This is a genomic window from Pseudomonas peli (assembly GCF_050563605.1).
Classification (GTDB): Bacteria; Pseudomonadota; Gammaproteobacteria; order Pseudomonadales; family Pseudomonadaceae; genus Aquipseudomonas; species Aquipseudomonas peli_A.
Genome location: NZ_JBNXUH010000004.1, coordinates 1 through 23930, shown reverse-complemented (window position 1 = coordinate 23930; position 23930 = coordinate 1). Strand labels below are relative to the sequence as shown.

Here is a 23930-nt window from a genome sequence, read left to right as displayed (position 1 = left end):
TCGTTCGGCGCTGGGCTGGGGTAGACTCGCGGACTCCCTGAAAAGCCGCCTGCGATCACGCCATGCTCGAACAGTACGTCAAGAAGATCCTCACCTCGCGCGTCTATGACGTGGCGGTGGAAACTCCGCTGCAAGCCGCCAACCAGCTTTCCGAGCGTCTGGGCAACCAGATTCTGCTCAAGCGTGAAGACCTGCAGCCGGTGTACTCGTTCAAGATTCGTGGCGCCTACAACAAGCTGGCGCAGCTCTCCGCTGAAGAGCAGGCGCGCGGTGTGGTCACCGCCTCGGCCGGTAATCATGCCCAAGGTCTGGCGCTGGCGGCCAAGGTGCTGGGGGTCAAGGCCACTATTGTGATGCCCAAGACCACCCCGGAGATCAAGGTGCAGGGTGTGCGCTCGCGGGGCGGCAAGGTGGTGCTGCATGGCGATAGCTTCCCCGAGGCGCTGGCCTATTCGCTGAAACTGGTGGACGAGAAAGGCTACATCTATATCCATCCCTACGATGACCCGCACACTATTGCTGGTCAGGGCACGGTGGCCATGGAAATCCTCCGCCAGCAGCCGGGCAAGCTCGACGCGATCTTCGTGCCGGTGGGTGGCGGCGGGCTGATTGCGGGTATCGCCGCCTATGTGAAATACCTGCGACCGGAGATCAAGGTCATCGGTGTTGAGCCGGACGACTCCAACTGCCTGCAGGCCGCCATGGCCGCTGGCGAGCGCGTGGTATTGCCGCAGGTCGGGCTGTTTGCCGATGGCGTGGCCGTGGCGCAGATCGGTCAGCACACCTTCGATGTGTGCAAGGACCATGTCGACGAGGTGATCACCGTCAGCACGGATGAGATCTGTGCGGCGATCAAGGATATCTACGACGACACCCGCTCGATCACCGAGCCGGCCGGCGCGCTGAGCGTGGCCGGGATCAAGAAGTACGTCGAGCGCGAAGGCTGCAGCGGCCAGGTGCTGGTAGGCATCGACTCGGGTGCCAACGTCAACTTCGACCGCCTGCGCCATGTCGCCGAGCGCGCCGAGTTGGGCGAGAAGCGCGAGGCGATCATTGCCGTGACCATCCCCGAGCAGCCGGGCAGCTTCAAGGCGTTCTGCGAAGCCATCGGCAAGCGGCAGATCACCGAATTCAACTACCGCTACCACGAAGACAAGGAAGCGCACATATTCGTCGGCGTACAGACCCACCCGGAAAACGACCCGCGTGCGGCGCTGGTGCAGGGCCTGCGCGAGCAGGGCTTCCCGGTGCTGGATCTGACCGATAACGAGCTGGCCAAACTGCATATCCGCCATATGGTCGGCGGTCATGCCGCAGCGGTGCCGGATGAATGTGTATATCGCTTCGAGTTTCCTGAGCGGCCGGGTGCGTTGTTCAATTTCTTACAGAAATTGGGTGGGCGCTGGAATATCTCGATGTTCCATTACCGTAACCACGGCGCTGCCGATGGTCGCGTGGTGGCGGGCCTGCAAGTGCCACAGGCGGAACGTCACCTTGTACCGGCGGCGCTGGAAGCCATCGGCTACCCCTATTGGGACGAAAGCGATAACCCCGCATACAAACTCTTTTTAGGTTAATCGGCAGGAGCTGATCGATGGAACATTACCAACTGCTGAAAATTCTCCACAGTGCACCGGGCGTGCTATTGCTGCTGGGCGTGCTGGCGCACGTGTTTATGCTGTGGAAGGCGTCGCGCAGCGGCGATGGCGCTGTGCTGCAGCGCAAGCTCAAACGCACCCAACTGATCAGTTTGCCTGTATTTGGCCTGCTTGCTCTGAGCTTGCCGGTCAGTGGCTGGTGGCTGGTCAATTTGGCCGGCTTCCCGCTAGGGCAGACCTGGCTGCTGGCCAGTAGCGTGCTGTTCGGTGTGCTGGTGCTGTTTGGCCTACTGCTCAATGGGCGTCTGGCCGCCTGGCAGGCCTTGGGTGGTAGCCCTGCGCCGATCAAGTTGCTGCGTTTTTGTGCGGTGTATGCCGGGCTGATCGTATTGCTGTTGTTGGTTATCATGGGGCTGATGGGCGCCAAGCCGGTCTGACCAACACCCAAACAAAAACGCCGCCTATGAGGCGGCGTTTTTATGACCCGCCATCCCTGGCGGTCACCCTTCGGGCCGTCGCTGCGCGACGTTAAAAATGTCTCCCGGTCATTTTTTCATTGCAGCGGATTTAGCGCAGCGAGATAACCGGCCAGCCGCGCTTCTCTGCTTCGGCGCGCAGGTTTGGGTCAGGGTCGACGGCGAATGGGCGAGTGACTTGTTCCAGCAGCGGCAGGTCATTCATCGAGTCGCTGTAGAAACTGCTGTCAGTCAGGCTCAGGCCGGTTTCGCCGAGCCAGCGATTGAGGCGGGTGACCTTGCCTTCCTTAAAGCACGGCACATCGGTGGTGCGCCCGGTATAGCGGCCGTCAGCTATTTCGCATTCGGTGGCCAGCAGGGTGTCGACCCCCAGGCGCGCGGCAATCGGCGCGGTAACAAAACGGTTGGTGGCGGTGATGATCAGCAGCTTGTCGCCAGCTTCGCGGTGTTCGGCCAGCAGCGCTTCGCCTTTGGCGAGGATGATCGGCTCGACGCAATCGCGCATAAATTCGCGGTGCCACTGCTCCAGTTGGGCCATTTCCGTGCGACCAAGGATTTCCAGACTGAAATTCAGGTAGTCGGTGATGTTCAGGCGGCCGGCCAGGTAGTCCTGATAGAACGCATCGTTACGTGCCTTGTAGGCGATGCCGTCGAGGATGCCGCGCTCACACAGGTAATCGCCCCAGGCGTGATCGCTGTCGCCGCCGAGCAGGGTGTTGTCGAGATCGAATAAAGCCAAACGCACGGGAGCACCTTTGATTGCCAGCTACGAAAGGCGGCCAGAATAACGGCTTTTATAGGTCATTCCTATTACGCGCCCCGCTCGCGTTGCTGCTGCCGCGGCCTTTGTGGAACAATGCCCGCATGTCTTAAATTCAGGCGTTTACGAGGTTGTGTGCCGTGATCGATTCCGATGGTTTTCGCCCGAATGTCGGCATCATTCTGACCAATGATGTCGGCCAGGTGCTGTGGGCGCGTCGGATAAACCAGGACGCTTGGCAGTTCCCGCAGGGCGGGATCAATGACCATGAGTCGCCGGAAGAAGCGCTGTACCGCGAATTGAACGAAGAAGTTGGCCTGGAACAGCAGGATGTGAAAATTCTCGCCTGCACCCGGGGCTGGTTGCGTTATCGTCTGCCTCAGCGCCTGGTGCGCACGCACAGCCAGCCGCTGTGTATCGGGCAGAAACAGAAGTGGTTCCTCCTGCGTTTGACCGGTACAGAAGACCGCGTGCGCATGGACCTGACCGGCAAGCCGGAGTTCGATGGCTGGCGCTGGGTCAGTTATTGGTACCCGTTGGGCCAGGTGGTGACATTCAAGCGCGAGGTTTACCGTCGCGCCCTCAAGGAACTCGCTCCGCGCCTCTTGGCGCGGGACTGACACAGGCTAGAGCCAAGCATGCTCAATACGCTGCGCAAGATTGTCCAGGAAGTAAATGCCGCCAAGGACCTCAAGGCGGCGCTGGGCATTATCGTGCAGCGGGTGCGCGAGGCCATGGGCAGCCAGGTCTGCTCGGTCTACCTGCTGGACCCGGAAACCAATCGATTTGTGTTGATGGCCACCGAGGGTCTGAACAAGAAGGCCATCGGCAAGGTCAGCATGGCACCCAACGAGGGCCTGGTTGGCCTGGTTGGTACGCGCGAAGAGCCGCTCAACCTCGAACACGCCTCCGAACACCCACGCTATCGCTACTTTGCTGAGACCGGCGAGGAGCGTTACGCCTCCTTCCTCGGCGCGCCGATCATTCACCACCGTAAGGTGATGGGTGTGTTGGTTATCCAGCAGAAAGAGCAGCGCCAGTTCGACGAGGGCGAAGAAGCCTTCCTGGTGACCATGAGCGCGCAGCTCGCCGGGGTTATCGCCCACGCCGAGGCCACCGGCTCGATTCGCGGCCTGGGCCGTCAGGGCAAGGGCATTCAGGAAGCCAAGTTCGTCGGCGTGCCAGGCTCGCCTGGCGCGGCCGTGGGTACAGCGGTGGTGGTATTGCCGCCGGCCGATCTGGAAGTGGTGCCGGATAAGACTGTCGACGACATCGCCGCCGAGCTGACTCTGTTCAATAATGCCCTGGAAGGCGTGCGCTCTGACATGCGCGCGCTGTCGGCGAAGATGGCCACCCAGCTGCGCCCCGAAGAGCGCGCGCTGTTCGACGTCTACCTGATGATGCTGGAAGACGCCGCCTTGGGTAACGAGGTGGTCAAGGTCATCCGCACCGGCCAGTGGGCCCAGGGTGCACTGCGTCAGGTGATTGGCGAGCACATCAACCGTTTCGAGTTGATGGACGACGCCTACCTGCGCGAACGCGCCAGCGACGTCAAAGACCTCGGCCGGCGCCTGCTCGCCTATCTGCAGCAGGCGCGTCAGCAGACCCTGGTGTACCCGGACAACTGCATTCTGGTCAGCGAAGAGCTGTCGCCGGCGATGCTTGGCGAAGTGCCGGAAGGCAAACTGGTCGGCTTGGTCTCGGTGCAGGGCTCGGGCAACTCCCATGTGGCCATATTCGCTCGCGCCATGGGCATTCCCACGGTCATGGGCGTGGTTGACCTGCCGTATTCGAAGATCGACGGCATTCAGCTGATCGTCGACGGCTACCACGGTGAGGTGTTCACCAACCCCAGCGAAGTGTTGCGCAAGCAATACGCCGAAGTGGTCGAGGAAGAACGCCAGCTGGCCCAGGGCCTCGACGCGCTGCGTGCCTTGCCGTGCGAAACCCTCGATGGCCACCGTATGCCGCTGTGGGTCAACACCGGCCTGCTCGCTGATGTAAAGCGCGCTCAGGAGCGCGGTGCCGAAGGCGTTGGTCTGTATCGCACCGAAGTGCCGTTTATGATCAAGGAGCGCTTCCCCAGCGAGAAGGAGCAGCTGGCGATCTATCGTGAGCAACTGGCCGCCTTCCACCCGCTGCCGGTGACCATGCGCAGCCTGGATATCGGCGGCGACAAGGCGCTGAGCTACTTCCCGATCAAGGAAGACAATCCCTTTCTCGGCTGGCGCGGCATCCGCGTCACCCTCGACCACCCGGAAATCTTCCTGGTGCAGACCCGCGCCATGCTTAAGGCCAGCGAAGGGTTGAACAACCTGCGCATCCTGCTGCCGATGATTTCCGGCATTCAGGAGCTGGAAGAAGCGCTGCACCTGATTCACCGTGCCTGGGGCGAAGTGCGCGACGAAGGCACCGACGTGCCGCTGCCACCGGTTGGGGTGATGATCGAGATTCCTGCGGCGGTTTATCAGGTGCGCGAACTGGCGCGCCAAGTCGACTTCCTCTCGGTTGGTTCGAATGACCTGACCCAATACCTGTTGGCCGTGGACCGTAACAACCCGCGTGTCGCCGACCTCTACGACTTCCTCCATCCGGCGGTGCTGCAAGCGCTGCGCCTTGTAGTTGCCGGTGCCCATGCCGAAGGCAAGCCGGTAAGTATCTGCGGTGAGATGGCGGGCGACCCGGCGTGCGCCGTGTTGCTGATGGCCATGGGCTTCGACGGCCTGTCGATGAACGCCACCAACCTGCCCAAGGTGAAGTGGTTGCTACGCCAGATCAGTATGGGCAAGGCCCAGGAGTTGCTCGGCCAGGTGATGAGCATCGACAACCCGCAGGTGATTCACAGCACCCTGCAACTGGCCCTGCGCAACCTCGGCCTGGGCCGCATGATCAATCCCGCGTCGGATATCCAGGCGTGAGCACGCGCCGCTCGTGCTGAACCTCGCGGATAACTTTCTGCAGCTGCGCCAACTCGCCACCCTGCGCTTGTCAGCGGCCAGTGCGCTGGTGTGTCAGGGCCAGAGCCTCTGGGTACTGGCTGACGATGCGCTGGTGCTGCAGCGCTACAACCTGAATGGCGACTGGCAGGCCGAACAGACCCTGCTCCCTGGCGAGCTACCCGCCGATGCCAAGCAGCGCAAACGCCTTAAGCCGGATTTCGAAGCGTTGCTGTTATTGCCCGAAGGCAGCCTGCTGGCATTGGGCTCCGGGTCGACCAAACGGCGCTGTCGCGGTTGTCTGGTTGAGTCGGGCAGTGTGCGCGTTCTCGACCTCAGCCCCTTGTATGGGGCGCTCGCTGAGCGCTTTCAGGATCTGAATATAGAAGGCGGTGTGGTCTGTGGCGGGCAGTTACTGCTGGCGCAGCGCGGCAATGGCCGCGGCCGGGAAAATGCTCTGGTGCTGCTCGATTTGCCGCAGGTGCTGCGCGATCTGCAGGACGGACAACTGAGCGCTGCCGCGCTGCAGCGGATTGTGCCGCTGCAATTGCCGGAGCTGGACGGCGTGCTACTGAGCCTCACCGATCTCAGCGTGGCGCCCAGTGGAGCGATGTATTTCACCGCGACGGCGGAGGCTACCGACTCCAGTTACCTGGACGGTGCCTGCGTCGGTAGTGTGCTTGGGCGGCTCGATGCGCAGCTGACCGTCGTTGAGCTGAACCGTCTGGCGCCTGTGGTAAAGATCGAAGGGCTGGCTTTCCAGGCCGATGGCCGGCCGCTGCTGGTGGCCGATGCCGATGATCCGACGATTGCCTCACCGCTGTTCACCCTTGATGAATTCAGCGAACTCGCCCTCAGCAACTGAGCGGCATCAACACTGCAACACAATCTCACCCAAACAGCTGCCATGGCTGCCGAACGTGCGCTCGGCCAGCACGCGGCTGCCGTCGGCATTAACGATCAAGGCAGTACTGGCGCGGGTGCCGTAGGTGACGCTGGCAATAAACACGCTGGAGAGCAGCCGTTCGCCGGTTAGGCCGATACCGGTTTGCGGCAGCTCAGCGTCCGCTGCGCGTGTGGGGTCGGCCAACAGCTTGAGCAGCATTTGCGGATGCGGCTCATGTAATCCGTTGTGCAACGCCTGCTTGGCCCGCTGCAGCTTGGGCCAGGGCGTATCCAGATCGGCATTCGACAGGCCATGCACGCCTTCCGCCAATGGCCTGGCGCGTCCGGTTAGGGAGTTGAAGTGCCAGAGTTGCTGGCTGTCACCGAGTAGCAGGTTGAAGCCGCTGTAGTGCCGGCGCTGCTCGTGCAGGTGATGCAGAAAATCTTCGACGCCGTGGCTGCCGGCGAGAAAAGCCACCGGCAGTTCGCCCCGTGAGCGGCTGCCTTGAGCCTGGCCGGGGTCGCGAATATTGGTCAGGGCGGCAAAGCGCCCGCCGGGGCCGACGCCTAGCCAGGTGCCGCCGGCCTGCAGATCGCGTCCGGCAATTACCCCCGGTACATCGGGCCATTCGGCCAACGGTTGGCTCGGACGTTCATAGAACTCATCGCGGTTGGCGGCCAGCAGCAGCGGCTGGGCATGGCCCGGTCGCCAGGCCAGGACGATCAGGCACATGAGTTAGCTCCTTAACTTCGCCAGCACGCCGGCGTTGTCCAGCTCGTTACCCAGGTGCAGGCGTACTTTGCGCGCGCCGCAGCCGAGGCCGAGTTCCAGCAATATGCGTTCTTCGACCTGCGACAGGCCGCCTTCCAGGCGCTCCAGCGGTTGAATCAGCAGTTGCGGCGGCCGGCTCAGGCGCAGAAAACGCTTGGGCAGGATTTCCTCGACGCCGCGCTGCAGCAGTTGCTGCGCTGCCGCAAAGTCCGCCACCAGCAGGCGCTGATTGCTGAACGCAGGGTCGGCCTGCAGGTGCAGCACGCGGCCACTTTGCAGATGCGTTAGGTGCATCTGGTTACAGCTCAGCTTCAGGTACAGGGTCGGGCGCATGTTGGTCTATTCCACAGGCGATGGAAGGCACTTTACGCAAAGCCAGGGCTGACATCCATCGCCCAAAGTAGAGTCCGGCCCTGTGCATCCGTTACCATGCCGGATTGTTTGCGGGGGTGCTGATGGAACTGCTGCTGTATTTGGCCCTGGGGGCTGCAGCTGGAACTCTTGCCGGGTTATTTGGCGTGGGCGGCGGCATTATCATCGTGCCGGTGCTGGTGCTGAGTTTTGCCGCGCAGGGCTTTGATCCGATGATTCTGACGCATCTGGCGGTGGGTACTTCGCTGGCGACCATCATCTTTACCTCGATCAACTCGGTGCTCGAACATCAGCGTAAAGGTGCCGTGTTGTGGCCGGTATTTGCCTGGATGACTCTGGGGATTCTGCTTGGCGCGGGGCTTGGCGCGATGACTGCAGCGGCGATTCAGGGGCCATTGCTGCAGAAGATCATCGGCGTATTCGCAATCATCATCGCCGTGCAGATGGCCCTGGAGCTGAAACCCAAAGCCAGCCGCACTGTCCCAGGCAAGCCGGCGCTGACCCTGGCCGGTGGCGTGATTGGTTGGGCCTCGGCGATTTTCGGGATTGGCGGCGGTTCGCTGACCGTGCCATTCCTGACCTGGCGCAGCGTAGCGATGCAGCAGGCGGTGGCTACCTCTTCGGCCTGCGGTTTGCCGATTGCAGTGGCCAGTGCCCTGAGTTTTATCTGGCTGGGTTGGGATAAGCCCGCGTTGCCGGAGTGGAGCCTGGGCTTTGTCTACTTGCCTGCGCTGCTGGGGATCGCGATTCCCAGCATGTACTTTGCCCGTGTCGGCGCACGCCTGGCGCACAAGCTGTCGCCGCGCCTGCTCAAGCGTCTGTTTGCCCTGCTGCTGTTTAGCGTGGGCCTGAGTTTTCTGATTTGAGGAATTGAAATGCTGCCTTACCCGCAGATCGACCCGGTTGCACTGGCCCTCGGCCCGCTGAAAATCCATTGGTACGGCCTGATGTACCTGATCGGCATCGGCGGCGCCTGGTGGCTGGCCTCGCGCCGGGTCAACGCCTTTGCGCCAAGCTGGAACAAGGAGAAGCTCTCCGACCTGGTGTTCTGGGTGGCCATGGGCGTGATCCTCGGCGGCCGTCTGGGCTATGTGCTGTTCTACGACCTGGCGGCCTATATCGCCGAACCGGTGCGCATGCTGCGTATCTGGGAGGGCGGCATGTCGTTCCACGGCGGGTTGATCGGCGTGATGCTGGCCACCTGGTGGTTCGGCAAGCGTAATAACAAGAGCTTCTTCGAGCTGATGGACTTTATCGCCCCGTTGGTGCCGATTGGCCTGGGCGCCGGGCGCATCGGCAACTTCATCAACGCCGAACTGTGGGGCAAGGCCACCGACGTGCCGTGGGCGATGATCTTTCCCACCGACCCCGAGCAGCTGGCACGCCATCCCTCGCAGCTGTATCAGTTCGCCCTGGAAGGCGTGGCGCTGTTCGCCATCCTCTGGTTCTACTCGCGTAAACCGCGGCCAACCATGGCAGTGTCCGGCATGTTTGCCGTGTGCTACGGGATCTTCCGCTTTATCGTTGAGTTCGTCCGCGTGCCGGATGCCCAGCTCGGTTACCTGGCCGGCGGCTGGCTGACTATGGGCCAGGTGCTTTGCGTACCGATGGTGCTCGGCGGCCTGGGTCTGATCGCCTATGCCTACAAACGCCAGGCTGCGCAGGAGGCCGTGCAATGAAACAGTACCTCGACCTGATGCGCCTGGTGCGCGACACCGGCACCTTCAAGAGCGACCGCACCGGCACTGGCACCTACAGCATTTTTGCCCATCAGATGCGCTTCAACCTGGCTGACGGCTTCCCGCTGGTGACCACCAAGAAGTGCCACCTGAAATCGATCATTCATGAGCTGCTGTGGTTCCTCCAGGGCGACACCAACATCAAGTACCTGAAGGACAACGGCGTACGTATCTGGGATGAGTGGGCCGACGAAAACGGCGACCTCGGCCCGGTCTATGGCTACCAGTGGCGCAGCTGGCCGGCGCCGAACGGCGAGTCGATTGACCAGATCAGCAAGCTGATCGAGATGATCAAGAAGAACCCGGATTCGCGCCGCCTGATCGTCTCGGCCTGGAACCCTGCGCTGGTCGAGCAGATGGCCCTGCCGCCTTGCCACGCGCTGTTCCAGTTCTACGTGGCTGACGGCAAGCTGAGCTGCCAGCTGTATCAGCGCTCGGCCGATATCTTCCTCGGCGTGCCATTCAACATCGCCAGTTACGCGCTGCTGACGTTGATGGTGGCCCAGGTCTGCGGTCTGCAACCGGGTGACTTTGTCTGGACCGGCGGCGACTGCCACTTGTACGCCAACCATATCGAGCAGACCGACCTGCAGCTGAGCCGCGAGCCGCTGCCGCTGCCGGTGATGAAGCTCAATCCCGACGTGAAGGATCTGCTGGCGTTCAAGTTCGAGGACTTCGAGCTGGTTGGTTACCAAGCCCATCCGCATATCCCGGCGCCCGTCGCGGTCTGATCGTCAATCGCGGCCCATGGCCGCGATGCCTTCAAAGCTAGAGCAATTCCGCCGCCAACTGCTGCACCTGCTCTTGCCGTTCGCCATCTTCCAGTTGTGCGCTGGGGTTGAGTGAGGACCATTCGGGGTGGGCGCGGGCCTTGTGCAGCGCGTCCGGCAGTTTGCCTTCGCGCCAGCTGGCGTCCTGCGGAGTGCTCAGATTGATGGCGTCGACGGCGGCATGGCCGCGGGCTTCCAGCGCTTGTAGTAGCAGCTGCTGGCGCAGGGCGAGCAGGCGCAGCACGGCGTCGTCCACGGTCAGCTCGCGCTGGCCCTTGAGTTTGCCTTTCAGCCGTGCGCCATAGCCGCGCAGGGTCTGCGCGCTGCCGCCGAGCACGGCGCCGATAAGCGCGGCTGCGCCGAGGGTAATGCCGCCGACCAGCAAGTCGACGCCCACCCCGGTGGCCGCACCTGCCGCCATGCCACCGCCGATATTGATGCCGAGCTGCTTGAGGGTTTCCGGGTTGAAAAGGTCGTCGCCCCAACGGCCGTCGAGCAAGGGCAGGTCGCCGGCCTTGGCGTCGTCCTGGCGGAAGGCGTACAGGCGCAGCAGGGCTTCCACGCAGCGTTGCTCGCGTTGGCGAATGGTTTGATGCAGGTCGCGGATGGCGCCTTGTTCCAGCACGGCTTGCGCCGCCACGCTACGCCGGCAGGCAGCGCAGTCCAGCAGCAGTTCGGAGATCAGTCGCACGCCGCTGCTTTTGCGCAATTGGCGTTGCGCCAGGTGATCGTCAATCAGCCGTTGTAGTTGCGGGCGGGCCTTTTCCTGCAGCAACGCCAGGCTGTCGTATAGGCGGCGCTCGCCATCCAGTGGTGGCGCCACGCTGTCGAAACACACCAGAGCATGCAGGCCAAGGCGGGCGAGGGCGTCGCGCCAGTCTTGTTCGCGGTGCTGGCTGCTGCTGACGAAGTTCAGCACCGGCAGCAAGGGCCGGCCGCACATGCTCAGCACGGCTAGCTCATCACGGTATTTGGCCAGCACCGGCTCGCGCGCATCGATCACATAGAGGCCGGCGTCCGAGGCCAGCAGCTGGCGCAGTACCTTGGCTTCCTGCTCGAAACGCTGCCGTGCCTCGCTGCCGTCGAGAAAGCGCGCTAGCCGCGCCGGGCCGTCCAGGCGTTCGCCGGGGCGATCAAGACGTTCCAGATAATCCAGCAGGGCGATGGCGTCTTCCAGGCCGGGGGTGTCGTACAGTTCCAGCAGCGCCTCGCCGTCCACCGACAGCCGTGCGCCTTCGACGTGGCGAGTGGTGCTGGGGCGATGGGACACCTCGCCGAAGCCGACATCGCGGGTCAGGGTGCGCAGCAGTGAGGTCTTGCCGACATTGGTGTGGCCGACCACGGCCAGCTTGAGGGCTTTAGTCATGACCATGCTCCAGCCAGCTGAACGGCGCGCTGTCGCTGTAGCTCAGTTGCAGTTGCTCCAGCGCGCGATGCCAGTCACCCAGGCGCGCGCTGTCCAGTGCTTCGCCGGGTGGCGGTGGCAGCAGCCAGATGCGCGTGGCGGCCGCGCTGCGTGCTAGTTCGCCGAGCAGCGCCAGGCTGCCACGATCCGGCGAGCGGCGTGGGTCGCAGGCAATCAGCAGGCGTGCCGGTGGGAAGCGGTTGAGTTGGTCGAGCAGCTGGTTGCGCTGTTCGCGGCTGTCGATCACCCCGGCATCGCCGATGCCCTTGGGTAGAACGGGTGGCCAGCTGCGCTGTGGGTCCAGTTCGACTGCCACCAGCAGCGCGCCCTGGCTGCCTTCGGTGTGGTTGCCGGCCCGCGGTTGATGCAGCTGCGTTGGCGCTGCATCGCATACGCCGAGGCGTTCGCTACTCGGTTGCAAGCGTTCGCGCAGTAGGCTGTAGCCGGGCAGGCTGAGGTCCAGGCTCAGCGCCGCAGAACCCTGGCGCCAGCGCCATAGGCAGAGCAGCAGCAGGCCCAGGCGCGGCAGTATGCCGTAGACCACCAGCACGCCCACCAGCCAGCCGGCCCAGCTTAGTCGCGCGTTTTCGTTGGCCAGGGCGCTGTCGCCGCTGGCGCGGATCAGTTCAGCATCAGGTAGGCTGAAACCCAGCAGCGCCGGCAGGCTGCCGATGGCTTGGGTCATGGCGATAAAGCTGTCGCCGCCGAGCAGGGTGCTTTCCCAGACAAAGCCATAACGGCGGGTAGCCAGCAGAGCCAGCAGAGTCAGCAGCGCGGTAAGCAGGGTCAGCAGCCAGAAGCCCTGCACCAGCACGCCCAGCCCCCAGCGACTGAGGCGTTGGCGTTGCAACATCAACAGCAGGGCGGGGGCCAGCTGTGCGGCCTGGGCATCGCGGGCGAGCTTGGCGCTCAGCCATAACCACAGATGGCCGAGGGCACCCGCGCTGTCGCGGCTTAGCAGCAGCCCCAGCGCCCAACCCAGCAGCAGGAGCAGGTTTAGCCCGAGCAGACTGCCCAGGGCCCAGAACACATTGACCGGGCGTAAACCATCGCCCAGCGCCGCCACTGCCAGGCCGCTGCCGCTGAGGATTGCCAGCAGTACCAGCAGCAGCCCGGCCAGGCGTGCGCCCTGCAGCCAGTGCTGCAGCGCCTGTACCTGGCCGTCGCGTTCGCCCAGCAGCCAGGCGCGGGCCTGGATGCGTTCGCCGAGTGCGCCGCCCTGGGCCTGGGCGCGGCGGTTGGCTTCGCTGTCTTCCAGTGGGCCGGCATGTTCCTCGCGCAGGCGGATGGTTTCACTGAGCCAGAGGCGCTGCAGGCGGCTGGGCGTGGGTTTATCAAGTGGGCTCACGCGGTGTTCCATAAACGGGTGGAAGCCAGAGCATAACCGCAGCGGCCGGCACATGGCACAGTTGCGCTCGCGTGTACTCCGCTGGCCAGTCCAGCTAGGCTGCTGGTAGTGAACGGCCGTGTGCCTCGGTCAGCAGCCTCTGAACGCATAACAATAAAAGCGAGTGCCATCGTGAAGTTACCTCACCTGGAGTGGGTCAATCAGGATTCGCCGTACCTGCGTCAGCATCAGCAGGGCTTTCGCTCGCTGAGTTTTGACGATGAACTGGAGCAGGCGTTCAAGCGCTATCACGCCAACGTGTTCCTGCGGCGTATGCGCTGGTCATTGCTGGTGGCCACGCTGCTGGCGCTACTGTTTGTCCTGCTGGATGCGATCAATCTGCCGGACCCACTGCGCGGCCGGATACTCGCCCTGCGCCTGGGGATAATCCAGCCGATGCTGCTGCTGGCCTGGCTGGCCACCTATCGACCGGGCTTACGTGATCACCTGCAGCTGATCGGCGGCATTGTGGCGTTGCTCTCCGGGCTGGCCGTGGCGGGCATCATCGGTCTGGCCCGTTATCACGGTTTTGCGCTGCCCTACGAGGGCATCATCCTGGTTACCGTGTTCTTCTATTTCCTCACTGGTCTGCGTTTTACCACTGCAGTGTTGTGCGGCTGGCTGACTTTTGTGGCGTATCTGGCGGTAGAACTGAGCATCGGTCTGGCAGGCGAGATGCTGCTGAACAATGCCTTGTTTCTCGCCCTGGCCAATATCATCGGCTCGGTGGGCTGCTATTCCCTGGAATATGCCACGCGGCAGAACTTCCTCGCCCATGGCCTGCTGCAGGATCTTGCCGAGAAGGACTTTCTCACCGGGCTGCTTAATCGCCGCGCCTTTACCGAGCGTGCCGAACGTAGCTGGCGCCAGGCACAACGGGAAAAGCAGACCCTGGGCGTGGTGATGATGGATGTCGACTTCTTCAAGCGTTACAACGACCACTATGGCCACGCGGCCGGTGACGAGGCATTGCGCCAGGTTGCCCGAGTGATCGGCGAGCATGCGCGGCGGCCGCTGGATTGCGCCGCGCGTTATGGCGGCGAGGAGTTTGTGGGGGTTTGGTATGGCCTGGATGAAGCACAGCTGCTGGCGATTCTGCAGGACATCCGCAGCGCCATCGAAGCCTTGGGTCTGACGCATGCCCACTCGGATGCGGCCGGCGTGGTCACGCTGAGCATTGGCATGGCCTACCTGTCGCCGTATCCCCATCAGAGTTTGAGCGATGCCCTGCGCCTGGCGGATGTCGCGCTCTACCTGGCCAAGGAGCAGGGGCGCAACCGCGTGGTGGGTAAGCGGCAGGATGGGTGAGCGAACTGAACGGAGAACCGGTTCGGCGGGAAGGCTTCAATGATCGCCACGCAGACGGTATTCTCGCGGCTATGAAAAATTCCCTACCCCTCTGCCTGATCGCCGCCCTCGCGGAAAACCGCGTAATAGGCCGCGATAACCAACTGCCCTGGCACTTGCCTGCGGACCTCAAGCACTTCAAGGCGCTGACCCTCGGTAAGCCGATCATCATGGGTCGCAAAACCTGGGACTCGCTCGGTCGACCGTTGCCGGGCCGGCTTAATCTGGTGGTCAGCCGTCAACCCGGGTTACAGCTGGAAGGCGCGGAAGTGTTCGCCAGCCTCGACGCTGCACTGGAGCGTGCCGAGGTCTGGGCGCGCGAAGAGGATGCCGAGGAGCTGATGCTGATCGGCGGCGCACAGTTGTACGAATTGGGCCTGACCCAGGCCGACCGTCTATACCTGACCCGCGTCGGTATCAGCCCCCAGGGCGATGCCTACTTCCCCGAAGTGGCCGATGCTGACTGGCACCTGTCTTCCGCCATCGAACACCCGGAGGGGCTGGAAACGCCGGGCTATGTGTTTGAGGTGTGGGATCGCAAATAGCCCGTTCGGGCTGAGTTTTTCAGTGCTGCATTGATCTCCGCCAAGGTGGGCGCCGGTATGGCGTGCCACTCTGCGGGTCGTTGTTGCGTAGCGTTAACGCATGCCTTGCTGGCCGCTACGCTGTCTATTGTCGTTTGCCCTCTACAGGTTGTTCCCCATGCATGACGCTGATGCCGATCACGCCGAGCCGGATCGTATTGCTGCGATCTTTATTCGCCACCCCCTCTGGGAAGATGGTCTGGCGCTGCTGCTGGGTACGGCCATGGTGGCGTTGGGGATCACCCTCTACAGCCAGGCGGGCTTGCTGACGGGCGGCACCGTTGGCTTGGCCTTTCTGATGAAGTACCTGCTCGGCTGGCCGTTCGGTTTGGTGTTCTTTCTGATCAACCTGCCGTTCTACGCCCTGGCCATTTGGCGCATGGGCTGGCCGTTTACCCTGCGCACCTTCTGTGCGGTGGGGCTGGTTTCGCTGCTGGCTGAACTGACCCCGCAGTGGATTGGCTTCACCCACCTGAACGTGGTGTATGCCGCGCTGTTTGGTGGTTTCGCCATGGGCCTGGGGCTGTTGATGCTGTTCCGCCATCGCGCCAGCCTCGGCGGGGTGAATATCCTCGCGCTGTACCTGCAGGAGCGCTTCGGCCTGCGTGCCGGCAAGGTGCAGATGGGCATCGATGTGCTGATCGTACTGGGCGCGGTAATGGTCGTACCGCTGGACAAGGTGGCGCTGTCGATCCTCGGTGCGCTGGCGCTGAATATGGTGCTGGCGATCAATCACCGCGCCGGGCGCTATATGGGCGTGAGCTAACAACAAAAAGCCCGGCACTAGGCCGGGCTTTTTGTGTGCTGCGCGCTGGTTTACGGCATCAGTTTGTCCAGCATCGCCTTGTCGCGTACCGCGCCTTTATCGGCGCTGGTGGCGAGCAGGGCGTAGGCCTTGAGCGCCGTGGTGACTTTGCGCGGACGCTGTTCCACTGGCTTCCATCCCTTCTTGTCCTGCTCGTGGCGGCGATGGGCGATTTCTTCATCGCTGACCAGCAGGTTGATGGTGCGGTTGGGGATGTCGATCAGCACCTTGTCGCCGTCACGCACCAGGCCGATGGCGCCGCCTGCAGCGGCTTCCGGCGAAGCGTGGCCGATCGACAGGCCCGAGGTGCCACCGGAGAAGCGGCCGTCGGTGAGCAGGGCGCAGGCTTTGCCCAGGCCTTTGGACTTCAGATAGGAAGTCGGGTAGAGCATTTCCTGCATGCCCGGGCCGCCTTTCGGGCCTTCGTAGCGAATGATGACGATATCGCCGGCTTGCACTTCGTCGGCGAGGATGCCGCGCACGGCGCTGTCCTGGCTCTCGAAGATTTTCGCGGTGCCTTCGAAGACATGGATCGATTCATCCACACCGGCGGTTTTCACCACGCAGCCGTCGAGGGCGATATTGCCGTAGAGCACGGCCAGGCCGCCCTCTTGCGAATACGCATGCTCGACGCTGCGGATGCAGCCGTTTTCGCGGTCGTCATCCACGGTATCCCAGCGGGTGCTCTGGCTGAACGCGGTCTGGGTCGGGATACCGGCCGGGCCGGCGCGGAAGAAGGTGTGCACGGCCTCATCGTCGGTCTGGGTGATGTCCCATTTGGCGATGGCTTCGGCCATGGTCTTGCTGTGCACGGTTGGCAGGTCGGTGTGCAGCAGGCCTCCACGGGCCAGCGAGCCGAGGATGCTGAAGATGCCGCCGGCGCGGTGCACGTCTTCCATATGGTACTTCTGGATGTTCGGTGCGACTTTGCACAGCTGAGGCACTTTGCGCGACAGGCGGTCGATATCGCGCAGGTCGAAATCGACTTCGCCTTCCTGCGCGGCGGCCAGCAGGTGCAGGATAGTGTTGGTCGAGCCACCCATGGCGATGTCCAAGGTCATGGCGTTCTCGAACGCCTTGAAGTTGGCGATATTGCGCGGCAGCACCGACTCGTCGCCTTCACCGTAGTAGCGTTTGCACAGCTCGACGGCAGTGCGGCCGGCTTGCAGGAACAGCTGCTCGCGGTCGCTGTGGGTGGCCAGCGTGGAACCGTTGCCCGGCAGGGCCAGGCCAAGGGCTTCCATCAGGCAGTTCATCGAGTTGGCGGTGAACATGCCAGAGCAGCTGCCGCAGGTTGGGCAGGCGCTGCGCTCGTATTCGGCGACTTTTTCGTCACTGGCCGAATCGTCGGCGGCGATCACCATGGCATCGACCAGGTCCAGGCCGTGGCTGGCCAGCTTGGTTTTACCGGCTTCCATCGGCCCGCCGGAAACGAAGATCACTGGGATATTCAGGCGCAAGGATGCCAGCAGCATGCCGGGGGTGATCTTGTCGCAGTTGGAGATACACACGATGGCGTCGGCGCAGTGGGCGTTGACCATGTACTCCACGGAGTCGGCGATGATCTCGCGACTCGGCAGCGAATAGAGCATGCCGTCGTGGCCCATGGCGATGCCGTCATCGACTGCGATGGTGTTGAATTCCTTGGCCACGCCGCCGTGTTTCTCGATCTCGCGGGCTACCAGCTGGCCCATATCCTTCAGGTGGACGTGGCCGGGCACGAACTGGGTGAAGGAGTTGGCGATGGCGATGATCGGCTTCTTGAAGTCTTCGTCCTTCATCCCGGTGGCACGCCACAAGGCGCGAGCGCCGGCCATATTGCGGCCGTGGGTGGAGGTCTTCGAGCGGTAATCAGGCATGGCGATAAATCCTGCAAAGGCTATTCAGGTCACGCGTGCACAGGCGAGGGCGCTGTGCGGGCAACGGGCTGTTGGTGCGTATGTTGAGCCGGGTTCAGGCCCAAGGCAAACGCATGTGCGCATTTACCGGGCCGGGGCGCTGCCTGGCGCGGGGTGGGCGCTGGCGTGGCCGGGCTACAAGGTCCGCCTGGATAGGGCAGGAGAGCGCCGATTCTAATCCTTCGGCGCGCTCGCAAGGAAGGCCGGTATGCCCAGCGGTGTGGGTCTTGTCAGTCGCTGGCGGCGATCCGCCAGCGCGCGGCGCTGACGCTGGGTTCCAGGCTGAGGCGGCCGACGCTGCGCTCAAGCAGTTGATCGCTACGCTGTGTCGACAGCAGCAGGGCGCTGACTTCGACCCGGTCGCCGCCTTCGAGATCGCGGCTGTCCAGGCGCTGCAGGCGTAATCCACCGCCGCTGGCGCTCTGTAACAGCAGGGCGCGGATATGCGCTTCCTGTTCGGCGCGGCAGACCACGGTAATCAGATACTGCTGATCGTCTTCGCGGTGCGCCTCGGGCTGGCGGTTGATAAACCCCGCCAGTGGCCGTAGCAGCACATTGGCAATGAGGATCAGCGCGCTGACCAGGGCAGCGACCAGCAGCTGCCCGGCACCAGCGAGCAAGCCAACGGCGGCCGCGCACCAGAGCGTGGCCGCGGTGTTCAGGCCGCGAATATGCAGGCCCTCGCGCATGATCACGCCGGCACCGAGAAAACCGATACCGGAGACCACCTGGGCGGCGACTCGAGACGGGCTGGCGTCTGCGGGGTTGAGGCTGGCAAACACGGTAAAGCTGGCTGCGCCCAGTGCCACCAGCGCATTGGTGCGCAGCACGGCAAGACGCTGACGCCACTGCCGTTCGATGCCGATCAGCGCGCCGAGCAACAAGGCCGTGAGCAGGTTGGCGACTATTAATAGGTGATCCATAACGTGCTCCGGCATGCCACAGGACATGCCAAGGCAAACAGCTGGCCGATTGCGGCCAGCTGTCTGTGGGCTCAGTTCAGGCTCAGCACCTGGCTGGCGATGGCGAAGTACACCAGCACGCCCGAGGCGTCGGCGATTGAGGTGATCAGTGGGGCGCTGGCGGTGGCCGGGTCGAGGCCCAGGCGGTTGAGTACAAAAGGCAGGCTCATGCCGATCAGGCTGCCGATCAGCACAATCACCACCATGCTGCTGGCGACCACCAGGGCGATCTCCGGGCCGCCGCGCAGCAGGCCGAGCAGCGATACGGCAACAGCCATGGTGATGCCCAGCGCCAACGCCACCACACATTCGCGGCGCAGCAAGCCGAGCCAGTCACGCAGCACCACCTCGCCAGTGGCCAGGGCGCGGACCATCAGGGTGGCCGATTGCGAGCCGGCGTTGCCGCCGCTGTCGACCAGCAGCGGGAGGAAGAACACCAGGGCAATATTGGCGGCGATCACGTCTTCAAAGGCAGCGATGCCGGCCCCGGAAAACAGATTGCCGAATACCAGCAGCACCAGCCAGAACACCCGCTTGCGGTAGAGCAGGCTGACGCTGGCGTCCTTCAGATTACCGATCAGAGTGCTGACGCCCGCGCCTTTGTGGAAGTCCACCGTGGCTTCTGCGGTTACCACATCCATGGCGTCGTCGTAGGTGACGATACCCACCAGTTGCGCGCCGCCATTGGTGATCGGTAGCGCCAGCAGGTCATAGCGCTCGATCAGTTTGGCCACCTGCTCCTGGGACGTGTTGACCTGGGCGCTGATCACCTCGCGCACCATCAGCTGGCTGATCGGTGTGTCGGCCGGTGCGAGGATCAGCTGGCGCAGTGACACGGTGCCGAGCAGCCGTCGCTGGCTGTCGATGACATAGCTCTGGTACAGGGTTTCCGCATCCGGCGCACCCAGGCGCAAGGCGTCGATGGCTTGGTCTGCGCGCATATCCGCGCTCAGGGTGGCATAGGCCGAGGTCATCAGCGCACCTGCGCAGCCTTCGGGGTATTCGGCCAGCTTGCACAGGTCTTCGCGTTCAGCCTGGGCCAGGGCCGGTAGCAAGGTGGCGCGCAATTCGTCATCCATCTGATTGAACAGATCGGCACGCTCGTCGGCAGACATGGCGGCGACCAGCTCCACCAGTTCTGTGCGTTGCAGGTGATGACTAAGCGCCAGTTGTTGGGGCGTGGCGCAGTAGCCGAAGACGTCGGCGCGACGCTTGGCCGGCAATTGCTCGAGTATACGCCAGGCCAGGTGGGTTTCCAGCAGGTCGAGGGTGTCAGCGAGGTCGGCCGGCTGCAGGCTGTGCACGGCTGCCAAGGCGTTGCCTGGGTCGTTCTGCAGCAGGGCGACGCGCAGGTTCTGCGCAAGGGTGAAGACATTCATTGTTGCTCTCCTGGGCACACGCCATGCGTGCCTGGAGAGCCGTGATCAGAACGTGCTGATACGGGCCCGCAGACGTGCCGTTGACGGGTACGCCGGTTGCCAAGTTGTAGCCACTAAGGGGCAATAACTGGGAAGGTCCATTAAGGTCTGATCTCTGATACCGCTTATGCGGCGGCGCGATGGTAGGCAGCGAGGGGTAGCCGGTCAACCGGCTGGAGAGGTTTTGGCGCAGTCGTTCAGGTCAGGTTCAGCTGGCCTGAACGACTCGGGGTAGGGTTTACTCGATCAGCTCAATCCCACGCATGCGCTCGGCGCGGCGGCGCAGCAGTTCGATGGTCACCAGCAGGGCGATGGACACCAGAATCAGCAGGGTGGCGATGGCCAGGATGCTCGGGTTGATCTGCTCGCGCAGGCCCGAGAACATCTGCCGGGGGATGGTGCGTTGCTGCGGGCCGGCCATAAACAGGATCACCACGACCTCGTCGAACGAGGTGATAAAGGCGAATAGCGCGCCGGAAATCACCCCGGGGCGGATCAGCGGCATGATGATGTCAAAGAACACCCGCAGCGGCGTAGCCCCCAGATTCAGTGCAGCGCGCGCCAGGCTGTAGTCGAAACCGGTGAGGGTGGCGGTCACGGTGATGATCACGAACGGCGTGCCCAGCGCGGCGTGAGCGATGATCACGCCGAGGTAGTTGCCGGCCAAACCCAGATCCGAATAGAAGAAGAACATCCCGGCGGCGGTGATGATCAGCGGCACGATCATCGGCGACAGCAGCAGGGCGGTGATCAGCCGGCGCATCGGCATATCGTCGCGAGCCAGGCCGACCGCGGCGCAGGTGCCCAGCACGGTGGCGATCAGGGTGGCGAAGATGCCGATCAGAAAGCTGTTCTTGATTGCCAGCAGCCATTTGTCGTCGCTGAAGATGGCGCTATACCAGCGCAGCGAGTATGCCTCGGGCTGCAGGGTGAGCATGCCTTCGGTGAAGCTGAAGAACGGCTCGACGTTGAACGACAGCGGGATGATCACCAGGATCGGCAGGATCAGAAACAGCAGCACCAGCCAGGAGCTGGTCTTCAAGAACCAGGCGCCGAGGTGATGCCAGAAGCCGTAGTAGGCGGGAATCTTCATCGTCTGTTCCTTAGCCCAGTTTGATATTGCTGGCGCCGACAAAACGGTCGTACAGCCAGTACAGCAGCAGAATCAGGCCGAGCAGCAGGGAGCCCAGCGCGGCGGCCAGTTCCCAGTTGTTCGAGCGCTGCATATGGAAGGCGATGATGTTGCTGATCATCTGCCCATCGGTGCCGCCGACCAGTGCCGGGGTGATGTAGTAGCCCACGGAAATGATAAACACCAGCAGCGCGCCGGCGCTTAGGCCGGGCAGGGTCATCGGAAAATAAATGCGCAGAAATGCCGGAATCGGCCGCGCGCCGAGCGACAGCGCCGCGCGAAGGTAACTGGGGTCGATGCCTCGCATCACGCTGTACAGCGGCAAAATCATAAACGGCAGCAGGATATGGGTCATCGCCACCACGGTGGCGAACGAGGTGTAGAGCATCTCGATGGGTTGGCCGATCACGCCGATGCCGAGGAGGAAGGAGTTGATCACCCCGTTGGTCTGCAGCAGGGCGATCCAGGCCGTGGTGCGCACCAGCAGCGACGTCCAAAACGGCAGCAGCACCAGCACCAGCAGCAGATTGGCGCGGTTCTCCGGCAGGCCGGCCAGGTAGTAGGCCAGTGGGTAGCCGAGCAGCGCGCAGAAGATGGTGATGACCAGCGCCATGGTCAGGGTCTTGCTGTACAGCTGCAGGTAGATCTGCGTGTCTTCGCGCACCTGAATGCCCTGCTCGGGGTGCAGCTCCAGGTCGAGCGCGGTCAGGTAATAGTCATAGGTGTAGGGTTTGCCCGCGCGCTGGATGGCGTACCAGATTTCCGGCTTGCTCCAGTTGCGGTGCGACTTGAGCAGGATGTCGGCGCCCTCTTGCTGCAATTGCGCATCTTGCAGCCGGCTGAGTTTGCGCGCGCTGGCCTTGACCACGCTGGACATGCCCGCCGAGGCGCGGTTGAACTCTTCGGCCAATTTGCCGGACTGGCGCTCTTTGGCCAGGCTATGCAGCTCCTGGGCGAACACACTCAGGGTTTTCTCATCAGGAATCGCTTTGCCGTCCCAGCGTTGCAGCTCGCTCAGGGTCAGCGGAATCAGGGCGGCCACCGTCGGGTGGTGGACGCTGCGCCAGAGCATGCTGGCAATCGGTGCGACGAAGGTCAGCAGAATAAACACCAGCAGTGGCACGACAAACAGAAAGGCCGTGAGGCGCTTCTTGTTGCGGGCGCTGGAGGCTTGGCTGGCTTCGGTAGACGTGAGGGAGGACAAGGCGTTACTCCGAAAATCCTGACCCCTCTCCGGCAGGAGAGGGGTCATAGCGGGTTACTTCAACAGCCACTCGTTGAATTTCTCACCGAGGGATTCGCCATAGTCAGCCCAGAAGTCCGAACCGGCCTGGATGCCTTTGCTCAGGTGAGCGGTCGGCAGGTGCGGTGTGGCGCTCTGGTCGGCCAGCGGCATGGAGGATTTGCGCGTCGGGCCGTAGGCCACGTCCGGCATGCCGGCCAGTGGGGTGGAGCCAGTGGCGTAGGCAATGAATTTCAGTGCCAGGTCTTTTTTCGGCGAGCCTTTGACGATGGCCCAGGCGTCGAGGTCGTAGACGTGGCCGTCCCAGACGATAACGAAAGGTTTGTTTTCCTGGCGGATGGCGTCATAGAAGCGGCCGTTGGCCGATTGCACCAGCACCGCGCCGCCATCGTTGAGCAGTTGTGGGGCCTGCGACCAGGAGTCGAACCAGACGATGTCCTTCTTGATGGTGTCCAACTTGGCGAAGGCACGGGCCTGGCCTTCTGGAGTGGACAGCACGTCGTAGACTTCAGCCGGCGGTACGCCATCAGCCAGCAGCGCCCACTCCATGTTCACCTGTGGGCGTTTGCGTAGGGCGCGCTTGCCAGGGATTTTGCTGGTGTCGAAGAAGTCGGTGATGCTCGCGGCCTTGGTGCCGCCGATGGTTTTCTCGTTGTAGGCGAAGACCACCGACCAGACGATGTTGCCGACCGCGCACTCACTGGCCAGGGCTTCGGGGATAAAGTCCTTCTCAGCCGGAACGCCGTCGATACCGGCCGGCAGGATGTCGCGTGGAATGCTTTCCAGCAGGCCTTCGGAGCAGGCGCGCTCAAGGTCGATCACCTCGAAGTCGACCACGTCCCACTGGATATTACCGGACTCGACCTGAGCTTTGATCTCGGCTACACCGCCGGTGTAATCCTCGAACAGCACCTTGTTGCCGGTGTCTTTCATAAACGGGTCGATAACGTGTTTCTGCTGGGCCGCGCCGTAGGCACCGCCCCATGACACTACAGTCAGGGTTTCCTCGGCGCTGGCGGCGAAACTTGCCGTGCCTAGCGCGGCAGCTAAAGCGAAGGTGGAAAAGCGGGTAGTCAGTGTTCTAGCCATTGCTGTGCTCCATTGCTTCTTATAGGTCAGGGGGTTGTTACGGGGCGATCCAGGGCCTGGCTGTCTTGCGGCAGCCAGGCCAGGGCGACTTCTTCCTTGGCACTGAGTTGCGGGGCGCTGCTGTCATTCATGTTCTTCACCACCAGCTCGGTGCCGTCAGCGGTTTCGAAGTGGTAGCGGATGTATTCGCCGACATAGTGGCGGGGGGTGNAAAAGCGCCMSNGACCYGGNGTGCNCGGSGGGGSCCNCGGGGGGGGGGGNAAGGGGGGGTTTTYCCGGCGGNGTNCGRCACCCCGGGGGGGKGGGCGGCCTCCGCGGCGGTTGGGCCTTTGCCCGKCTCTTTTTAACAACC

The 23930-nt window shown here is 63.1% G+C and carries 22 protein-coding genes and 1 pseudogene; 11 read left to right on the top strand and 12 right to left on the bottom strand.

What is annotated here, in order from left to right; genetic code table 11:
• Positions 1-62 precede the first annotated feature (62 nt).
• Together ilvA and ACQ4LH_RS06085 are read left to right on the top strand one after the other, a co-directional pair.
• Positions 63-1577: a threonine ammonia-lyase, biosynthetic gene (gene ilvA / locus ACQ4LH_RS06090; protein ID WP_430696394.1), complete on the top strand. Its 1515-nt coding sequence runs from the start codon at positions 63-65 to the stop codon at positions 1575-1577.
• A gap of 17 nt (positions 1578-1594) precedes the next feature.
• The gene (locus tag ACQ4LH_RS06085; RefSeq protein WP_430696393.1) at positions 1595-2035 is read left to right on the top strand and encodes a DUF2269 family protein; all 441 of its coding nucleotides are present in this window, start codon (positions 1595-1597) and stop codon (positions 2033-2035) included.
• A gap of 130 nt (positions 2036-2165) precedes the next feature.
• On the opposite strand, the gene ACQ4LH_RS06080 is transcribed toward ACQ4LH_RS06085, so the two are convergent.
• Positions 2166-2819, bottom strand: a complete 654-nt coding sequence (locus ACQ4LH_RS06080) for an HAD family hydrolase (protein WP_430696392.1) — start codon at positions 2817-2819, stop codon at positions 2166-2168.
• A 155-nt stretch (positions 2820-2974) separates the two neighbouring features.
• On the opposite strand from ACQ4LH_RS06080, the gene ACQ4LH_RS06075 reads away from it, so the two are divergent.
• The 3 genes from ACQ4LH_RS06075 to ACQ4LH_RS06065 are packed head-to-tail and all read left to right on the top strand — an operon-like array spanning position 2975 to position 6635.
• Positions 2975-3454 (top strand): RNA pyrophosphohydrolase, encoded by a 480-nt coding sequence (locus ACQ4LH_RS06075; protein ID WP_339408998.1) that lies wholly within the window; start codon positions 2975-2977, stop codon positions 3452-3454.
• Between the two features lie 18 nt (positions 3455-3472).
• Positions 3473-5752 carry a phosphoenolpyruvate--protein phosphotransferase gene (gene ptsP / locus ACQ4LH_RS06070; protein ID WP_275960325.1) on the top strand — a complete coding sequence of 760 codons (2280 nt, stop codon included), beginning with the start codon at positions 3473-3475 and terminating at the stop codon, positions 5750-5752.
• Positions 5753-5765: 13 nt separating this feature from the next.
• A complete protein-coding gene (locus ACQ4LH_RS06065) occupies positions 5766-6635 on the top strand; it encodes a DUF6929 family protein (protein WP_430696391.1) in 870 nt (289 codons plus the stop codon).
• Positions 6636-6641: 6 nt separating this feature from the next.
• Here the strand turns inward: ACQ4LH_RS06065 and ACQ4LH_RS06060 are convergent, their stop codons facing one another.
• Positions 6642-7388 carry an NRDE family protein gene (locus tag ACQ4LH_RS06060; protein WP_430696390.1) on the bottom strand — a complete coding sequence of 249 codons (747 nt, stop codon included), beginning with the start codon at positions 7386-7388 and terminating at the stop codon, positions 6642-6644.
• Between the two features lie 3 nt (positions 7389-7391).
• Positions 7392-7760, bottom strand: a complete 369-nt coding sequence (locus ACQ4LH_RS06055; RefSeq protein ID WP_430696389.1) for a hypothetical protein — start codon at positions 7758-7760, stop codon at positions 7392-7394.
• Positions 7761-7882: 122 nt separating this feature from the next.
• Between ACQ4LH_RS06055 and ACQ4LH_RS06050 the strand changes: the two genes are divergently transcribed.
• From ACQ4LH_RS06050 to ACQ4LH_RS06040, 3 genes are read left to right on the top strand one after another with little or no spacing between them, the layout of a single operon-like run.
• A complete protein-coding gene (locus ACQ4LH_RS06050) occupies positions 7883-8665 on the top strand; it encodes a sulfite exporter TauE/SafE family protein (protein WP_430696388.1) in 783 nt (260 codons plus the stop codon).
• Positions 8666-8674: 9 nt separating this feature from the next.
• Positions 8675-9478 (top strand): prolipoprotein diacylglyceryl transferase, encoded by an 804-nt coding sequence (gene lgt, locus ACQ4LH_RS06045; protein WP_430696387.1) that lies wholly within the window; start codon positions 8675-8677, stop codon positions 9476-9478.
• Complete coding sequence (locus tag ACQ4LH_RS06040) at positions 9475-10269, top strand: thymidylate synthase (protein ID WP_430696386.1); 795 nt, start codon at positions 9475-9477, stop codon at positions 10267-10269. Before lgt ends, ACQ4LH_RS06040 begins: the two co-directional genes overlap by 4 nt.
• A gap of 37 nt (positions 10270-10306) precedes the next feature.
• Here ACQ4LH_RS06040 and ACQ4LH_RS06035 read toward each other — a convergent pair whose 3' ends face one another.
• Complete coding sequence (locus tag ACQ4LH_RS06035) at positions 10307-11674, bottom strand: DUF3482 domain-containing protein (protein ID WP_430696385.1); 1368 nt, start codon at positions 11672-11674, stop codon at positions 10307-10309.
• Positions 11667-13061, bottom strand: coding sequence for a DUF2868 domain-containing protein (locus tag ACQ4LH_RS06030; protein ID WP_430696384.1), 1395 nt, complete (start codon positions 13059-13061; stop codon positions 11667-11669). The genes ACQ4LH_RS06035 and ACQ4LH_RS06030 overlap by 8 nt, the downstream gene beginning before the upstream one ends.
• Before the next feature lie 171 nt (positions 13062-13232).
• Here ACQ4LH_RS06030 and ACQ4LH_RS06025 point away from each other — a divergent pair, with 171 nt between their 5' ends.
• The 3 genes from ACQ4LH_RS06025 to ACQ4LH_RS06015 all read left to right on the top strand — a co-directional run bounded on the left by ACQ4LH_RS06025 (position 13233) and on the right by ACQ4LH_RS06015 (position 15797).
• Positions 13233-14408, top strand: coding sequence for a diguanylate cyclase (locus ACQ4LH_RS06025; protein WP_430696383.1), 1176 nt, complete (start codon positions 13233-13235; stop codon positions 14406-14408).
• A 71-nt stretch (positions 14409-14479) separates the two neighbouring features.
• Positions 14480-14992, top strand: a complete 513-nt coding sequence (locus ACQ4LH_RS06020; RefSeq protein ID WP_430696382.1) for a dihydrofolate reductase — start codon at positions 14480-14482, stop codon at positions 14990-14992.
• 157 nt (positions 14993-15149) lie between these two features.
• Positions 15150-15797 (top strand): YitT family protein, encoded by a 648-nt coding sequence (locus ACQ4LH_RS06015; RefSeq protein ID WP_305589039.1) that lies wholly within the window; start codon positions 15150-15152, stop codon positions 15795-15797.
• Between the two features lie 50 nt (positions 15798-15847).
• Here ACQ4LH_RS06015 and ilvD read toward each other — a convergent pair whose 3' ends face one another.
• From ilvD to ACQ4LH_RS05980, 7 genes and pseudogenes are all read right to left on the bottom strand, one after another.
• On the bottom strand, positions 15848-17695 hold the full coding sequence (gene ilvD, locus ACQ4LH_RS06010; RefSeq protein ID WP_430696381.1) for a dihydroxy-acid dehydratase: 1848 nt from the start codon (positions 17693-17695) through the stop codon (positions 15848-15850).
• A 269-nt stretch (positions 17696-17964) separates the two neighbouring features.
• Positions 17965-18657, bottom strand: coding sequence for an MgtC/SapB family protein (locus ACQ4LH_RS06005; RefSeq protein WP_430696380.1), 693 nt, complete (start codon positions 18655-18657; stop codon positions 17965-17967).
• A 71-nt stretch (positions 18658-18728) separates the two neighbouring features.
• Entirely contained in the window at positions 18729-20075 is a 1347-nt protein-coding gene (gene mgtE, locus ACQ4LH_RS06000; protein WP_430696379.1) for a magnesium transporter, read from the bottom strand.
• Positions 20076-20352: 277 nt separating this feature from the next.
• Positions 20353-21207, bottom strand: coding sequence for an ABC transporter permease (locus ACQ4LH_RS05995; protein ID WP_430696378.1), 855 nt, complete (start codon positions 21205-21207; stop codon positions 20353-20355).
• 10 nt (positions 21208-21217) lie between these two features.
• Positions 21218-22450, bottom strand: a complete 1233-nt coding sequence (locus ACQ4LH_RS05990) for an ABC transporter permease (RefSeq protein ID WP_430696377.1) — start codon at positions 22448-22450, stop codon at positions 21218-21220.
• A 54-nt stretch (positions 22451-22504) separates the two neighbouring features.
• The gene (locus ACQ4LH_RS05985; RefSeq protein WP_430696376.1) at positions 22505-23578 is read right to left on the bottom strand and encodes an ABC transporter substrate-binding protein; all 1074 of its coding nucleotides are present in this window, start codon (positions 23576-23578) and stop codon (positions 22505-22507) included.
• Between the two features lie 26 nt (positions 23579-23604).
• Positions 23605-23796: pseudogene (locus ACQ4LH_RS05980) on the bottom strand (TOBE domain-containing protein); the annotation flags it as partial.
• Between the last annotated feature and the right edge of the window lie 134 nt (positions 23797-23930).

Bases quoted from the DNA above. Each gene is read 5' to 3' on its own strand.
- ilvA (WP_430696394.1), top strand. From the start codon at position 63: ATGCTCGAACAGTACGTCAAGAAGATCCTCACCTCGCGCGTCTATGAC.
- ACQ4LH_RS06085 (WP_430696393.1), top strand. From the start codon at position 1,595: ATGGAACATTACCAACTGCTGAAAATTCTCCACAGTGCACCGGGCGTG.
- ptsP (WP_275960325.1), top strand. From the start codon at position 3,473: ATGCTCAATACGCTGCGCAAGATTGTCCAGGAAGTAAATGCCGCCAAG.
- ACQ4LH_RS06060 (WP_430696390.1), bottom strand. From the start codon at position 7,388: ATGTGCCTGATCGTCCTGGCCTGGCGACCGGGCCATGCCCAGCCGCTG.
- ACQ4LH_RS06055 (WP_430696389.1), bottom strand. From the start codon at position 7,760: ATGCGCCCGACCCTGTACCTGAAGCTGAGCTGTAACCAGATGCACCTA.
- ACQ4LH_RS06050 (WP_430696388.1), top strand. From the start codon at position 7,883: ATGGAACTGCTGCTGTATTTGGCCCTGGGGGCTGCAGCTGGAACTCTT.
- lgt (WP_430696387.1), top strand. From the start codon at position 8,675: ATGCTGCCTTACCCGCAGATCGACCCGGTTGCACTGGCCCTCGGCCCG.
- ACQ4LH_RS06040 (WP_430696386.1), top strand. From the start codon at position 9,475: ATGAAACAGTACCTCGACCTGATGCGCCTGGTGCGCGACACCGGCACC.
- ACQ4LH_RS06035 (WP_430696385.1), bottom strand. From the start codon at position 11,674: ATGACTAAAGCCCTCAAGCTGGCCGTGGTCGGCCACACCAATGTCGGC.
- ACQ4LH_RS06020 (WP_430696382.1), top strand. From the start codon at position 14,480: ATGAAAAATTCCCTACCCCTCTGCCTGATCGCCGCCCTCGCGGAAAAC.
- ACQ4LH_RS06015 (WP_305589039.1), top strand. From the start codon at position 15,150: ATGCATGACGCTGATGCCGATCACGCCGAGCCGGATCGTATTGCTGCG.
- ilvD (WP_430696381.1), bottom strand. From the start codon at position 17,695: ATGCCTGATTACCGCTCGAAGACCTCCACCCACGGCCGCAATATGGCC.
- ACQ4LH_RS06005 (WP_430696380.1), bottom strand. From the start codon at position 18,657: ATGGATCACCTATTAATAGTCGCCAACCTGCTCACGGCCTTGTTGCTC.
- mgtE (WP_430696379.1), bottom strand. From the start codon at position 20,075: ATGAATGTCTTCACCCTTGCGCAGAACCTGCGCGTCGCCCTGCTGCAG.
- ACQ4LH_RS05995 (WP_430696378.1), bottom strand. From the start codon at position 21,207: ATGAAGATTCCCGCCTACTACGGCTTCTGGCATCACCTCGGCGCCTGG.
- ACQ4LH_RS05985 (WP_430696376.1), bottom strand. From the start codon at position 23,578: ATGGCTAGAACACTGACTACCCGCTTTTCCACCTTCGCTTTAGCTGCC.